The sequence below is a fragment of the Gaiella sp. genome (genome assembly GCF_039915195.1).
Classification (GTDB): domain Bacteria; phylum Actinomycetota; class Thermoleophilia; order Gaiellales; family Gaiellaceae; genus Gaiella.
In genome coordinates this window covers 1-12,792 of record NZ_JBDSNT010000008.1, presented here as the reverse complement: position 1 = coordinate 12,792, position 12,792 = coordinate 1, and the positions used below count along the sequence as shown (strand labels likewise).

The 12,792-nt window shown below is 66.2% G+C and carries 22 protein-coding genes; 19 read left to right on the top strand and 3 right to left on the bottom strand.

The window, feature by feature from the left end; all coding sequences use genetic code 11:
• Window positions 1-5: 5 nt before the first annotated feature.
• From eno to ABIR74_RS01290, 6 genes are all read left to right on the top strand, one after another.
• Window positions 6-1,289 (top strand): phosphopyruvate hydratase, encoded by a 1,284-nt coding sequence (eno, locus tag ABIR74_RS01315; protein ID WP_348174805.1) that lies wholly within the window; start codon window positions 6-8, stop codon window positions 1,287-1,289.
• Complete coding sequence (gene pyk / locus ABIR74_RS01310) at window positions 1,286-2,698, top strand: pyruvate kinase (protein WP_348174804.1); 1,413 nt, start codon at window positions 1,286-1,288, stop codon at window positions 2,696-2,698. Before eno ends, pyk begins: the two co-directional genes overlap by 4 nt.
• 176 nt (window positions 2,699-2,874) lie before the next feature.
• Window positions 2,875-3,156, top strand: coding sequence for a septum formation initiator family protein (locus ABIR74_RS01305; protein WP_348174803.1), 282 nt, complete (start codon window positions 2,875-2,877; stop codon window positions 3,154-3,156).
• A 22-nt stretch (window positions 3,157-3,178) separates the two neighbouring features.
• A complete protein-coding gene (locus ABIR74_RS01300; RefSeq protein WP_348174802.1) occupies window positions 3,179-3,691 on the top strand; it encodes a DUF501 domain-containing protein in 513 nt (170 codons plus the stop codon).
• Window positions 3,688-4,002, top strand: a complete 315-nt coding sequence (locus ABIR74_RS01295) for a hypothetical protein (protein WP_348174801.1) — start codon at window positions 3,688-3,690, stop codon at window positions 4,000-4,002. Before ABIR74_RS01300 ends, ABIR74_RS01295 begins: the two co-directional genes overlap by 4 nt.
• A complete protein-coding gene (locus ABIR74_RS01290; protein WP_348174800.1) occupies window positions 3,999-4,211 on the top strand; it encodes a hypothetical protein in 213 nt (70 codons plus the stop codon). The genes ABIR74_RS01295 and ABIR74_RS01290 overlap by 4 nt, the downstream gene beginning before the upstream one ends.
• A 12-nt stretch (window positions 4,212-4,223) precedes the next feature.
• On the opposite strand, the gene ABIR74_RS01285 is transcribed toward ABIR74_RS01290, so the two are convergent.
• Complete coding sequence (locus ABIR74_RS01285) at window positions 4,224-4,670, bottom strand: hypothetical protein (protein WP_348174799.1); 447 nt, start codon at window positions 4,668-4,670, stop codon at window positions 4,224-4,226.
• Between the two features lie 54 nt (window positions 4,671-4,724).
• Between ABIR74_RS01285 and ABIR74_RS01280 the strand changes: the two genes are divergently transcribed.
• From ABIR74_RS01280 to ABIR74_RS01240, 9 genes are read left to right on the top strand one after another with little or no spacing between them, the layout of a single operon-like run.
• The gene (locus tag ABIR74_RS01280) at window positions 4,725-4,958 is read left to right on the top strand and encodes a hypothetical protein (RefSeq protein ID WP_348174798.1); all 234 of its coding nucleotides are present in this window, start codon (window positions 4,725-4,727) and stop codon (window positions 4,956-4,958) included.
• Window positions 4,959-4,984: 26 nt separating this feature from the next.
• Window positions 4,985-5,668, top strand: a complete 684-nt coding sequence (locus ABIR74_RS01275; protein WP_348174797.1) for a TIGR01906 family membrane protein — start codon at window positions 4,985-4,987, stop codon at window positions 5,666-5,668.
• Entirely contained in the window at window positions 5,665-6,453 is a 789-nt protein-coding gene (locus tag ABIR74_RS01270; RefSeq protein ID WP_348174796.1) for a glycerophosphodiester phosphodiesterase, read from the top strand. The genes ABIR74_RS01275 and ABIR74_RS01270 overlap by 4 nt, the downstream gene beginning before the upstream one ends.
• Window positions 6,450-7,517: a L,D-transpeptidase family protein gene (locus tag ABIR74_RS01265; protein WP_348174795.1), complete on the top strand. Its 1,068-nt coding sequence runs from the start codon at window positions 6,450-6,452 to the stop codon at window positions 7,515-7,517. Before ABIR74_RS01270 ends, ABIR74_RS01265 begins: the two co-directional genes overlap by 4 nt.
• Window positions 7,514-8,086 (top strand): redoxin domain-containing protein, encoded by a 573-nt coding sequence (locus ABIR74_RS01260; RefSeq protein WP_348174794.1) that lies wholly within the window; start codon window positions 7,514-7,516, stop codon window positions 8,084-8,086. The genes ABIR74_RS01265 and ABIR74_RS01260 overlap by 4 nt, the downstream gene beginning before the upstream one ends.
• Window positions 8,083-8,532: a cytochrome c-type biogenesis protein CcmH gene (locus ABIR74_RS01255; protein ID WP_348174793.1), complete on the top strand. Its 450-nt coding sequence runs from the start codon at window positions 8,083-8,085 to the stop codon at window positions 8,530-8,532. Before ABIR74_RS01260 ends, ABIR74_RS01255 begins: the two co-directional genes overlap by 4 nt.
• The gene (locus tag ABIR74_RS01250; protein ID WP_348174792.1) at window positions 8,532-9,254 is read left to right on the top strand and encodes a cytochrome c biogenesis protein CcdA; all 723 of its coding nucleotides are present in this window, start codon (window positions 8,532-8,534) and stop codon (window positions 9,252-9,254) included. The genes ABIR74_RS01255 and ABIR74_RS01250 overlap by 1 nt, the downstream gene beginning before the upstream one ends.
• 43 nt (window positions 9,255-9,297) lie before the next feature.
• Entirely contained in the window at window positions 9,298-9,609 is a 312-nt protein-coding gene (locus tag ABIR74_RS01245) for a hypothetical protein (protein ID WP_348174791.1), read from the top strand.
• Between the two features lie 51 nt (window positions 9,610-9,660).
• The gene (locus tag ABIR74_RS01240) at window positions 9,661-9,969 is read left to right on the top strand and encodes a ferredoxin family protein (RefSeq protein ID WP_348174790.1); all 309 of its coding nucleotides are present in this window, start codon (window positions 9,661-9,663) and stop codon (window positions 9,967-9,969) included.
• Between the two features lie 44 nt (window positions 9,970-10,013).
• Here ABIR74_RS01240 and ABIR74_RS01235 read toward each other — a convergent pair whose 3' ends face one another.
• Both ABIR74_RS01235 and ABIR74_RS01230 read right to left on the bottom strand, forming a co-directional pair.
• The gene (locus ABIR74_RS01235) at window positions 10,014-10,658 is read right to left on the bottom strand and encodes a histidine kinase (protein ID WP_348174789.1); all 645 of its coding nucleotides are present in this window, start codon (window positions 10,656-10,658) and stop codon (window positions 10,014-10,016) included.
• Entirely contained in the window at window positions 10,655-11,287 is a 633-nt protein-coding gene (locus tag ABIR74_RS01230; RefSeq protein WP_348174788.1) for a response regulator transcription factor, read from the bottom strand. The genes ABIR74_RS01235 and ABIR74_RS01230 overlap by 4 nt, the downstream gene beginning before the upstream one ends.
• 15 nt (window positions 11,288-11,302) lie before the next feature.
• Between ABIR74_RS01230 and ABIR74_RS01225 the strand changes: the two genes are divergently transcribed.
• The 4 genes from ABIR74_RS01225 to ABIR74_RS01210 form a co-directional block, all read left to right on the top strand.
• Window positions 11,303-11,491 carry a hypothetical protein gene (locus ABIR74_RS01225; protein WP_348174787.1) on the top strand — a complete coding sequence of 63 codons (189 nt, stop codon included), beginning with the start codon at window positions 11,303-11,305 and terminating at the stop codon, window positions 11,489-11,491.
• Between the two features lie 86 nt (window positions 11,492-11,577).
• A complete protein-coding gene (locus tag ABIR74_RS01220) occupies window positions 11,578-11,982 on the top strand; it encodes a cupin domain-containing protein (RefSeq protein WP_348174786.1) in 405 nt (134 codons plus the stop codon).
• 197 nt (window positions 11,983-12,179) lie between these two features.
• Complete coding sequence (locus ABIR74_RS01215; RefSeq protein ID WP_348174785.1) at window positions 12,180-12,530, top strand: YciI family protein; 351 nt, start codon at window positions 12,180-12,182, stop codon at window positions 12,528-12,530.
• 159 nt (window positions 12,531-12,689) lie between these two features.
• Window positions 12,690-12,792: helix-turn-helix domain-containing protein (locus ABIR74_RS01210; RefSeq protein WP_348174829.1), on the top strand; the 103-nt coding region annotated here is incomplete at its 3' end.

Genomic DNA, 12,792 nt, shown 5'->3' with positions numbered 1-12,792 from the left:
TCTCCGTGAGCGAGATCGTCCACGTCCACGCGCGCCAGGTGCTCGACTCGCGTGGTAATCCCACGGTAGAGGTCGAGATCGGTCTGGATTCCGGTGCCTTCGGTGCCGCTGCAGTGCCATCCGGAGCCTCCACGGGCGAGCACGAGGCCGTCGAGTTGCGCGACGGAGGAGACGCCTGGCTCGGCAAGGGTGTCACGCGCGCAGTCGCCCATGTCAACGGCGAGATTGCCGATCGCGTGACCGGCATGGACGCCCGCGAGCAACGCGAGGTCGACGGCGCCATGATCGAGCTCGACGGGACGCCGACGAAGTCACGGCTCGGAGCAAACGCGATTCTCGGCGTGTCGTTGGCGCTCGCCAAAGCTGCCGCGGCAGATGCGGATCTCCCGCTCTACCGATGGCTTGGCGGGACGAACGCGCATGTTCTCCCGGTGCCGATGATGAACGTGATCAACGGAGGCGCGCACGCGCAGAACTCCCTCGACTTTCAGGAATTCATGATCGTGCCCGCGGGCGCTGACACGTTCGTCGACGCTCTGCGGATCGGCGTCGAGTGCTACCACGCGCTGAAGGCCCTCCTGAAGGAGCGCGGACTGTCGACGAGCGTCGGCGACGAAGGTGGCTTCGCTCCCGATCTCGGGTCGGCCTACGACGTGTGCGAGGCAATCCTCGAAGCTGCCGAGCGCGCCGGTCATCGCGACAAGGTCGCGATCGCCCTCGACCCGGCGACGAGCGAGCTCTACGAGGACGGCACGTACGTTCTCGAGCGCCAGGGTGACACCCTTGACGGCAGCGGCATGGTCGACCTCTGGGCCGATCTCGCCGACCGGTTCCCGATCGTCTCGATCGAGGACGGCCTGGCCGAGAACGACTGGGCCGGGTGGCAGAACCTAACCAATCGCCTAGGTGGCCGCCTTCAACTCGTCGGCGACGATCTGTTCGTCACGAACGTCGACTTCTTGCGCCGCGGGATCGCCGAGAAGGTCGGCAATGCGATTCTCGTGAAGGTCAACCAGATCGGCACGCTCACAGAGACCCTCGACACGATCGCGCTCGCGCAGCGGAGCGGCTACGCCACGGTCATCTCACATCGCTCCGGGGAGACGGAGGACGCGACCATCGCCGATATCGCTGTCGCGACGGGGAGCGGGCAGATCAAGACCGGCGCACCCGCGCGATCGGATCGAACGGCGAAGTACAACCAGCTTCTCCGGATCGAGGATCAGCTCGGGAGTCAGGCCGTCTACCCTGGCTGGGACGTCTTCCCGCTGGCCACGAAGCCGGCATGACCCAGCACGTTCGCCGCACGAAGATCGTCGCCACAATTGGTCCGGCCTCCTCGTCCCCCGAGGGAATCGCCGCGCTGATCGCTGCGGGGATGGACGGTGCGCGGCTCAACATGTCGCATGGAACTCACGACGACCACAGAACGGTCGCGCGACGTGTTCGGGAGGCGGAGACTGCATCCGGGCGACCGATCGCGCTGATCGCCGATCTGCAAGGGCCAAAGCTGCGCGTCGGCGATCTCGCCGCGCCGATCATGCTCGCGCGCAACTCCTCGGTGGTGATCGCAGGTGAGGACGCTGCGCAGGCCGACGACATACCGGTCAGCCCCGCCGTGCTGGGCACCGTGCTCCGCGTCGGCAACGACGTGCTCATCGACGATGGTCACATCAAGCTGCGCGTGGACGCGGTCGAACGAGGGAGAGCCCGCTGCACCGTCATCGTTGCAGGCCTCGTCTCCTCCCACAAGGGCGTCAACCTGCCGGGCGTGCCGCTTCCGATCCCCTCGATCACGCGCAAGGACCTTGACGATCTCGAGTTCGCTCTCGAGCTCGGTGTCGACTTCGTGGCGCTCTCGTTCGTTCGCTCGGCCTCCGACGTGCGAGCGCTCAGGACCCTGATCGAGGCGCGGGATTCTACGGCGCGCGTGATCGCAAAGATCGAGAAGGCGGAAGCGATCGCGGCCCTCGACGAGATCCTGGCCGAGTCCGATGCGGTAATGGTTGCGCGCGGCGACCTCGGCGTCGAAATCGGGACAGCGGACGTACCGCTCCTCCAGAAGAAGATCATCATTCGCGCGCTCGAGCGCGGGCGCCCTGTGATCACGGCTACGCAGATGCTCGAGTCCATGATTCACCAGACGGAGCCCACCCGAGCGGAGGCGTCCGACGTTGCGAACGCGATCCTCGACGGCACCTCCGCGATCATGCTCTCCGGTGAGACAGCGGTCGGCGAGTATCCGGTCGAGGCGATAGAGGTCATGAATCGGATTGCATGCGCCGTCGAGCCGAGCTTGAACTACCGCCACGAGATTCCGCACGCCGCGGACGCGCCGACCATCGGTCAGGCGATGTCGAACGCCGCCTGCGACATCGCCGAGGCACTCGAGGCGACGGCGATCCTCGTACCGACATTCACCGGCAGGACAGCATCGGGCGTCGCTCGCCTCCGGCCCCGACGACCGATCATCGCCATCACGCATCAGGCGCACTCGCTGCGGCACATGGCACTCGAGTGGGGCGTCACGCCCGTCGAGATCGCCGAGACCGACGACGTCGAGGATCTCTGGGATCGTGCCCTCGCGGCGGCGCGGGCGAGTGGGATCATCAATGCAGGCGATCGCGTGGTCATCACCGCGGGCACAGCCGTGAACATCCCCGGCTCGACCAATGTGATCAAGGTCGATATCGCCTGAACCCCGTCTTCCTGCGTCGCGCGATCCTGAAGAGGCAACCCGCCGCCTGCCCGGGACGGGACTGGCGGGGAAGAAGCAAGGTGGACGACGGAGGAAACCAGGGGGCAGGGCGCGAAGACGGAGCCGTGGGCAGGAAACCTTTGAGACCGCCGCGACGGAAGCGACGCCGATCGCGGATGCTGATCCCGCTCGGCATTCTCATCGTGATGGCGTTCCTGTACTACCGGCCGATCGCGAGCTACCTCGAGACACGGAGCGAGCGAGAGACGCGCATGAGCCAGGTGGTTGCCCTGCGCGCCGAGAAGCAACGCCTCGAGCGGCGCCTCGTTCGAACGACGAGCGATGCCGCTCTCGCTCGCGATGCGAGGCGGATCGGCTTCGTGAGGCCCGGTGAGCGGCTCTTCATCGTAAAAGGCATTTCGGCGTGGCAACGCCAGCACCGCACCACGGCTCCATGAGACGCTCGCTACCGTGTCGCACGTGGAAGACCGTGACCTCGTCGAACGTCAGATCGGACGTCGTCCGCGGGCATTCCGCCGCGTCGCGTTTCGCTGTCCGTTCGGGATGCCCGCGGTCACCGAGCAGGAGCCATACGACGCGTGCGGGGCACCGTTTCCGACGACGTACTACCTCACCTGTAGACATGTGATCGCAGCGGTCTCGCGCCTCGAGGCCGCCGGCGGAGTGGAGCGGTGGAGTGCTGCTGTCGCGACGGACACCGAGCTTGCCGCCGACCTAGCGCGAGCGACGAAGCAGCAGCAACAGATTCGACGCACCCTCGCCGGCTCCAGTGAGGGCGCTGATCACGGCACGTCGCTCGACACCGGCATCGGCGGCTCACGGAATCCGACACAACTCAAGTGTCTCCACGCACATGTCGCATTCGCGCTTGCGCAGCCCGGCTACCTCGTCGGCGAAGGGATCCTCGCCGAGGCTGTGGATCCGTGGCCTGCCGACGGATGCTGCTCTCCCGTCGACGAGAGGGCCACATGATCGCCACCCTGGCTCTCGTTCGTGACGACTGGGAGGCCGGCCACAGGCGCCTCGAGCGAGCCTCTCGCGACGTCGATCAGGCTGCGACGCTCGCGGCCCAGGTCGATCTGATCTCTGCCGAGCTGCGGCGGCGCGTCGGGAGCACGTTCACGCTCGAGATGCTCGCCGAGGCGTACGTCGGCGCGGACGTCTGGGTGCGACAGGCGATCGAGGAGCAGGCACCCACTCCGGGCTGGGCCCGAACGATCGCCATGGCCGGGGATGCTGCGTTCCACATCTACGCGCGCGGCGCCGTGGACTACGCGCCGTGAAGGAGCGGCGGACACTGGCCGGCCGACCGACACGACGAGGTTCCTGGGCTCTACGACTTCTCGCTCTGGGCGCCATCCTTGTCGTGTTCATCCTCGGCATCGCGATCGGACAGGCACTCGACGACGGCCCGCCCTCTCCGGCGACGGAGACGTATATCCGTACGCTGACGACGCCCAACGTGGAGTCGGGTACGTCGACCAGGCCCTGAGCGCGGCAGGAGCTAGAGTTCTTCGGACGCCTGGAGGAGGCCCGCCACGATCACGCCGATCGCCGCGGCGAGGCTGATCCAGATCCCGACGCCGCGGCCCGCAAAGAAGTAGTCGTCGGGGATCGAGATCGCCTTGACGAGCACGATGATCGTGGCGGCTGACCCGAGGAAGATCGTGACGAGACTCTGCGGCACCGATTGCGGAGGCTCGACCCCCGCCTCGCGCATCGTGACGACGAGGACGACCGCGAGCCCAAGGAAGAACACGGCCTTGCCGGAGTAGCCGGTGTCCCACCCGATGACGGAGACCTTGACGCCCTCCCCGGTACCGGAGTACCAGCCCGTGAACGCCGAAACGGCGACCACGACGCCCGCCAGCAGACCGAGCCGGTCGCCAATCCCGAGGAGACCTCGCTCGAGGATCGAGGCGCCGTAGCTGTCGCGATCAGAGAGTGCCATCGCGTCATAGTATGGATCATCGCGGCGACGAAGATGGCACCTACACTTCATGACGTGTCGCAACGGATACGCAAAGCCCCTTCGGACGAGATCCCGCTTGTGGATCACGAGGCTGTCCGCGACACGGTTCGCCTTCATCGGGCCCGCAGGAAGGCCCGCATCGAGCACCGGCGGCGAACGCGCCGGGCAGGACGGAGGTTCTGGGTGGTGTTGGTGCTGTTGCTCGTCGCGAGCATTGCGCTCTCCATCGTCATCTGGGGCGAGATCCAGAGACTCTTCGGCCTCTGAGACCTTCGCGTGGACACTCGGTAGTCGTGACGGGATTCGTCGTCATCCTCATCGCGCTCACGGTGACGCCGATCTTTGTCGTGAACGCCTTTCGCATCCTCTCGAGCGACTCGTTCGTTCGCCACGAGCTCCGGCAAGACGACTTCCCTGCTGACCGTTACGGGCTCGAGGGGGAGGAGCGCCTCCGGCTCGCCCTTACAGGGCTCCGTTCGATCCAGCCTGGAAGCGAGGGCATCGCACTGCTCGAGCGCGCGACCCTTCCGGATGGCTCCCCTGCCTTCGGCAGCCGGGAGCTTCGTCACATGACGGACGTCCGTCGCCTGCTCGGGGCGGCGCTTCGACTCCAGCTCATCGTCGTGGGAGTTCTGCTCGCGCTCTGGATCGGGCTTCGCCGCTCGCCGCGGTGGCGCACGGTCGTCCCCCGTGGGCTCCAGGTGGGAGCGTTCCTGACGTTCGCAATCGCGCTCCTCGCGGTTCCCGTCATTCTGCTCGGGTTCGACGACTTCTTCGTGCAGTTTCACTCGGTGTTCTTCAGCGGCGACACCTGGCGGTTCTCGACCAGGGACACGTTGCTCCGACTGTATCCCGAGGCATTCTGGGAGGATGTATCGCAGCTCGCCGCAGGGATAGTCGTTCTCCAGGCCGTGGTCCTCGCCGTCGCCGCGACGTGGTGGCTCCGCCGCCTCCGGCCCGATGGGGGCGCAACGTGATCGACGTTGGTCGCGAGGGACGGCCCTATCTTCGGATCGGTCACCGCGGTGCCGCGACACTCGCACCGGAGAACACGCTCGACTCGTTTCGAGCTGCAATCGACGTGGGTGTCGACATGATCGAGTTCGACGTGCTCGACCTCAAGGGAGGGCCACTCGTCCTTGCGCACTCCGACAATCTCGATGAGGTGAGTCACGGTGCCGCATCGGGTCGCGTCAGGAGCAAGTCGCTCGAGGCGCTCCGCGAGCTCGCGCCGAACCTCCCGACGTTCGACGAGGCGCTTGCGTTCTTCGTCGACGAGGCGCCCGAGATCGGGCTGCACGTCGATCTGAAGCTGAACACGCGCTTCGACGAGCTCGGAGCCGCGCTCAGGCGCCACGGGCTCGAGGAGAGGACTGTGATCAGCGGGTTCCACGCCCCGAGCTTGCGCGCCGTTGCGCGTGCGGCGCCGCATGCGCGCCTCGGGATCACCTACCCGGAAGACCGGCTCTCGATCTCGCGCAAGCCGTACCTCTGGCCGATCGTCTCGCTCGGACTCTCCGGGATGCGGGCGTCCGTCGGGCTGCGCCTACCGCGAATCGCGCGGCGCGTCGGGGCGACGGCCGTCATGCTCGAGCACCGCCTCGTTACCGAGTCGTCAGTGGCCAAGTGCCACGCGGCCGGCCTGCCGGTGCTCACCTGGACCGTCGACGAGCCGGAGGATCTTAAGCGTGTCGTAACCGCGGGTGTCGACGGCGTGATCACGAATGATCCGCGGATCTTCGTCGCTACACTCACAGCGTGAATCGCGGAGTCTCAATCGCTGCGTTCTCTGCGTGCGGCGCCGCCGGGCTGGCAGTCGCGGTCATCCTTGCCGCCGCACCCCGTGCAGGCGCCGACGAGGGCACGACGTCGACGACGACCACCGTCACGGACACGACGACGACCACCACGACGACGACCCCGCAGCCACCGCAGCCGAAGGTGATCGCTGCAGGGGTGATGATCGGCGGCACGCTCGTCGGCGGGCTGACGGCCGCCGAAGCACGGGCGCTCGTGGCGACACGGTTCTTCAGTCCGCTTCGGCTCGCTGGAGGACCCGGGTCTCGCATCACGGCCACGCCCAAAGAGCTCGGGGCCTTGCCCGACATCGAAAGCGCCGTCGCCCTCGCCGCGCGTGTCAAGAGGCCTGGGTTCAGGGTGCCGCTCAACGTCACGGTGTCGACGCCGAAAGTCGATCGGCTCGTCGCGTCGCTGGTAAAGCGTTTTCAGCGAGAGCCCGTCGATGCCACGCTCCGCCTCCACAACCTGAAGCCGATTGCGACGAGGGATGTTCCGGGTCGGCGGCTGAAGCCGATCGTCGCGACACGCACGATCGTGCACGCGTTGAAGACGCAGAAGCGCGGGCTCCTCGATCTCCCCTTCGAGAAGATCGAGGCGCCGGTCAGGAGTGACGCACTCGGCCGTGCGATCGTGATCAGGCGCGGGTCGAACGAGCTCTACTTCTACGGGGTGGGGACGAAACCGAAGCTGATTCGGAAGTTCAAGGTCGCAACCGGGCTCGCCGAGTACCCGACGCCGCTCGGGAAGTTCGAGGTCGTTACCAAGCAGGCCAATCCGTGGTGGTACCCTCCCCCCGGCTCGGACTGGGCGAAAGACGCGAAGCCGGTGCCGCCCGGTGCGGGCAACCCGCTCGGCACCCGCTGGATGGGTATCTCCTCCCCGTACGTCGGGATCCATGGCACGCCCAACGCCGCGTCGATCGGATACTCCGCCTCGCACGGCTGCATCAGGATGCTGATCCCGCAGGTCGAGTGGCTGTTCACCCAGGTCGAGGTGGGAACACCCGTCTTCATCGTCGCGGCATGACCGGCCGAGCGAAGACCGTTGGCCAGGTCATCGCCGTCGCTGCCGTTGTCGGTCTTCTCGTTCTCCTCGGTTGGAAGCTCGCGTTCGGCAGCGACGGCGGCGCCTCGGCTGAGCTCGCGGGTGGCGGCAGCCCCGTTGCGCCCGACTTCACGTTGCCGCGCATCGACGCCGAGGGTGGAGACCTTACGTTCTCCTCACTCAAGGGCAAGGCGGTGGTCGTCAACTTCTGGGCATCCTGGTGTGTCCCGTGCAAGGACGAGGCACCAGAACTGCAGGCGACCTACGAGAAGTACCGTGATCAGGGCCTCGTCGTGCTCGGTGTCGACGCCAAGGATTTCCGGCAGGACGGCAAGCGTTTCATCAAGCGCTTCGGGCTCACCTATCCGGTCGTCGACGACGGGCGGGGATCGACGCTCGGCAAGTGGGGGGTCAGAGGGTTCCCAGAGACGTTCTTCGTCGATCGGGAGGGTCGTATCGTGGGAGAGGTGATCGAAGGCGGGATCGACCTCGAGCGCAACAGCGAGCGGTACGCAGAGGGAATCAGGCTCGCTCTCGGCGACTCGAAGTGAGCCGGCTCCTCATCGCACTCGCCGCGGCGCTCGTACTCGCTGCCTCGGCCCTCGCCGCAGGCCCTCCCGTGCAGGCTGATCTCGAGGCGGAGATAGTCTGTCCCACCTGCAAGACGACGCTCGACCAATCGAACGCACCGATTGCGGTGCGGATGAAGACGTACATCCGCGACAGAATCGCCGCGGGCGACAGTTCGGCCGAGATCAAGTCGCAGCTCGTCGATCAGTTCGGCCCGGGTGTCCTCGCAGAGCCTCCGAAGCGTGGATTCGACCTTCTCGCGTGGCTTCTCCCGCTCGGAGCAGTTGCGGTCGGTGCTGTCGTCGTCGGTGCGCTCGCAGTCACCTGGAGCAAGAGGCGCAATGCAACGGACGATGCGTCCGTTGACGACCTCGACCCCGAGCTCGAGCAGCGGTTGGACGAGGAACTCGACCGCTTCGAGGCCTAGTGCGTCCCACCGATCCGATCGTCGCTCTCATCGCCGGTTTCGTGTCGTTCCTTGCACCCTGCGTCTTGCCTCTCGTTCCGGGTTATCTCTCCGCCATCTCCGCAGTGGAAGCCGACCGGCTTGGCGACAAGGGGTCAGCGCGACGCGTGATGCTCGCGAGCATCCCGTTCGTTCTCGGTTTCACGCTCGTCTTCGTGGCGCTCGGGGTCGGTGCACAGATCATCGGAGCCGAGTTCTTTCAGGATCAGTTCCTGCTCGAACGGATCGCAGGCTTCGTTCTCGTCGTCTTCGGACTCGCGTTCATGGGCCTCCTTCCCTGGCCAGAGCGCCTCGTCGGGGCCGGTCTCGTGCAGGGTGCCCGCAGTCGCGGCTCCCGCGTGTTGCTCGGTGGAGCGTTCGCGATCTGCGCCGCCCCGTGTATCGGGCCTGTCCTCGCCGCGGTACTCGTGCTCGCCGGTACCTCCGACACCGTGTTCCAGGGGGCGTTCCTGCTCGCGTGTTACTCGCTCGGCCTCGCGATCCCCTTCGTCGTTGCGGGTGCGCTGTTCACGAAGGCGATGGGCGCCTTTCGCTGGCTGCGTGATCACTACGTCGCGATCCAGGTCGTCAGCGGGGCGATCATGGTCGCGCTCGGGCTCCTGCTCTTCTTCGGACGCTTCTACATCCTTCGGATCTACGTCAATCGCGCGCTCGAGTGGTTCGGCCTCGACGGATTCCTGTAGCGCGACGGCATGAGTCGTCCTGCGACCGTGCTAGCTTCAGGTCATGGCGACGATCCTGCTCGTGGGGGTCGATCTCTTCTTCCGCGGCAAGCTGGAGGGGCTTCTTCCCGACCATCAGCTCGTTACGAAGGATTCGGCCGACCCTCCCGATCTCGTTATCTGTGACATCGCTCGTGTCGATCCCGGCGACGTCGCAGACAGCTGGCCGGACACGCCGATCGTCGGCTACACGAATCACACCGATACCGCGGGGCTCCGCGCCGGTAATGCGGCCGGCTTCGATCAGGTGATCGTCAAGTCGGCGCTCGTCGAGCGCGCGCCGGAACTGGTGGCGGAACTCACGACCGTCGAATAGCGGCCGGTTCTCCGGATGTCAGTCTGACTGCCTCGCTAGGATTGACGAACGATGACGTACATCATTGCGGAGCCCTGCATCGACATCAAGGACAAGTCCTGTATCGACGTCTGTCCGGTCGATTGCATCCACGAGATGGGTCGCATGCTCGTGATCGATCCGGAGGAATGCATCGATTGTGGCGCGTGCGAGCCCGAATGCCCGGTCGAGGCGATCTTCCCCGAGGACGCGCTTCCCGACAAGTGGGAGCCGTTCGTCAAGATCAACTACGCATTTCCCGAAGGGGCTGCGGCCATCGATCCCCTCGTCGATGCGTACGCCGTCGACCACAACGTTCAGAACGAGCCACTCGAGGGATAGTTCTCTCCGGATGACGGCGTCGAGCCCCGTCACCGCTGGCGCCCCTACAGCTGTGCCGCCGTGGGAGGCAGTCGGATCGAGATTCGCGTACCTGACACGTTCGTCTGGCTCGTGAACGTGCCGTTGAGCTCGGCAACACGCTCGCCGAGGGCCGCGAGAACGGTTTCTCGGCGCTCCTGCGCTCCGTTGTCCGTGATCGTGAGCTCGATACCACCCAGGGCAGGCAGGATCGACACGGACGCCCTCCCCGGCGGTCCGCGGCGCACCGCCTGATCGAGAGCGTCGCGAACGATCTGATAGAGCCCGGACTGGGCGCCCTCGCCGAGATCGTCGCCGGCAGCGACGTCGAGCTGGAACGAGACGCCGCGACGAGCCGTGTGTCGCTCGGTCAGCTCGGCGATCGCGGCCGCGAGCCCGAGCTCGCGCAGCGCATCGGGTTCGATCCCGCTGACGATCTCGCGGAGATCGACGCTGGCCTCCCGGGCGACGCCGAGGGCCCGTTCGACGATCGGGGTGCCGCTCGCGAGATCGCCTGCCTCGAGGGCATGGTGTGCCGCATCGAGCATCTGCGTGATCGCCGCGACGAGCTGGACGGGCCCGTCGTGGATCAGCTCGGCGAGCCGGCGTCGCTCGTCCCGCTCGGCCCGAAGCCGTTCGACGAGAGCTCGGCCGTCGGCGTCGTCCGTCAATCGATCATCGCGTCGCGCAGAGCGATCGCAACGGCCTGCGTGCGCGTGTCGGCTTCGAGCTTTGTGAGGATGTGGCGGACGTGGCTCTTGACCGTCTCCTGGGAGATGAAGAGCTGCGCGGCCACGTCTGCGTTCGACATGCCGTCCGCGAGGAGTTGCAGGATCTCCCGCTCTCGCGCCGTCAGGACGTCGGTATTACCCCCACGTGCCTGGGTGAGCGCCGACATCAGGGCGGGATCGACAAATGTCTCACCGGCGGCGACCTTCTCGATCGCACGGAGGAGCGTCTCGTGGGGAGCCTCCTTGAGAATGTATCCCCGTGCCCCCGACTCGAGGCCGCGCTGCAGGAGCGCGCGTTCCGAATAGGCGGTGAAGATGAGCACCTTGGCGTCGGGGACGCGGCGCATGATCTCCTCGGTCGCTTCGATGCCGTCCATGCCCGGCATACGCAGGTCCATCACGACGACGTCCGGTAGACGGCGCTCCGTGAGCGAGACTGCAGTCTCGCCGTCGGGGGCCTCGCCGACGACGCGGATGTGCGGGGAGCGAAGGAGCGCAAGGCGCAGGCCTTCGCGGACGACCTCGTGGTCGTCTGCGAGGAGCACAGTGATCTCGGGTGTTTCGGCCACGTGGGGATTCTACGCGTGCGGTCAGACACTAGCCGCAGGCATGCGGGGAGCGGCGGCACCGGGCCTGCCGAGCTCGTCGCTCGGACACACCTCCGGGCCGACGCCTTCGTCACCTCGGGTCCCGATCTCGCGCGCTTGGTGCTCGGGCTCATGCAGACGGCAACGGTCAAGACCGTGACGATCGGCGCGCTACGCACGCCCTGATCGTTGGCATTCGCCTGCGCCAACGTTCGTCGAATGGTACGCGAGCCTGTCTGCGCGCAGGCTCGTGCCGTGGTTAGGATTGCGTCGTGCCGTTCACGCTCAGGAACATCAAGGGAGATCTAGAGGACATCGGCTCTCGGTTCGACGGCGCGCCAGGCCTGGAGTTCCGCGCGGCGACCAAGGCGCTCGAGCTGGACAGCTCCGCCTTGAGCTACCAATATGTCCCGCCCGGCTATCGCTTTCCTTACGGCCACACCCACGAAACGCAAGAGGAGGTTTACGTGGTCATACGCGGGAGCGGGCGAATGAAGGTCGACGACGAGATCGTCGAACTCAAGAAATGGGACGCGGCGCGTGTTCCACCGGGGACGTGGCGAGGCTACGAGGCCGGTCCCGAGGGCCTTGAGATCCTCGTCATCGGCGCGCCCAACCTCGGCGAGGATCCACGCATGGACGTCGACGGCCAGCGCGACTGGTGGACGGACGAGTAGAGCTGTCCGGAGGTCTTGATCGCTAGACCGCGATCTCGCCTGGCTCTGCTCGCGAGGCGCAGTTGCTTGGTGTACGACTGATCCGTTCGCATCGAGGTGACTCGCAGTTCCGCGCGGAGGTTCTGACGGATGAACCAACATGTACGGGCCTAGGAGAGATGCGGCCGGAGTAGTCCGCCGAGAAGGGGAGTGATGAGATGACGCGGTACCTGATTTCGTTCCCGAGCGGCGCGATGGATCACATCCCCGTTGAGGAGATGCCTGCCGTGGGGGAGGCTGCTCACGCGGTGGTCCGGGAGGCCATGGACGCAGGTGTGTTGGTGTTCGGCGGCGGGCTGGCGGCGGACGTCGATCCGGTCATGGTGGCTGGTGACGGGACGATCACTGCCGGCACGTACCCGCAGACGACGGAGTTCGACGGAGGCTTCACGATCCTCGACGCGCCCTCACGGGAGGCAGCCTTGGAGTGGGCCGCGAAGCTCGCGGCCGCCTGCCGCTGTGCTCAAGAGATCCGCGAGTTCGGAGCCGACGCAGCGGTGGGCAACTGATCGAAACCACACACGGCTCGTCTCCTGGAAGGCAGTCATGCTTACGCGGTCAGGCAGGCGTTTGACGCCTGGGCGCCTGTTCCGGAATGACGCCCTGTCCCCTGACGACGTCAAGCGAACTTGACATCGAGCGAGTGTCAAGCTACCTTGACACTTATGGTGAAAAACGACGTTAGGGAGCGACGACTCGAGCGCGGCCTGTCGCAGGCCGAGCTGGCAATGGCGGTGTCTGTCTCACGGCAGACGATCAATTCGATCGAGA

Excerpts from the sequence above, each read along its gene's own strand:
- ABIR74_RS01260 (WP_348174794.1), top strand. The coding sequence starts at position 7,514 with ATGACCGGCCGAGCGAAGACCGTTGGCCAGGTCATCGCCGTCGCTGCC.
- ABIR74_RS01240 (WP_348174790.1), top strand. The coding sequence starts at position 9,661 with ATGACGTACATCATTGCGGAGCCCTGCATCGACATCAAGGACAAGTCC.
- pyk (WP_348174804.1), top strand. The coding sequence starts at position 1,286 with ATGACCCAGCACGTTCGCCGCACGAAGATCGTCGCCACAATTGGTCCG.
- ABIR74_RS01245 (WP_348174791.1), top strand. The coding sequence starts at position 9,298 with ATGGCGACGATCCTGCTCGTGGGGGTCGATCTCTTCTTCCGCGGCAAG.
- ABIR74_RS01285 (WP_348174799.1), bottom strand. The coding sequence starts at position 4,670 with ATGGCACTCTCTGATCGCGACAGCTACGGCGCCTCGATCCTCGAGCGA.
- ABIR74_RS01305 (WP_348174803.1), top strand. The coding sequence starts at position 2,875 with ATGCTGATCCCGCTCGGCATTCTCATCGTGATGGCGTTCCTGTACTAC.
- ABIR74_RS01295 (WP_348174801.1), top strand. The coding sequence starts at position 3,688 with ATGATCGCCACCCTGGCTCTCGTTCGTGACGACTGGGAGGCCGGCCAC.
- ABIR74_RS01215 (WP_348174785.1), top strand. The coding sequence starts at position 12,180 with ATGACGCGGTACCTGATTTCGTTCCCGAGCGGCGCGATGGATCACATC.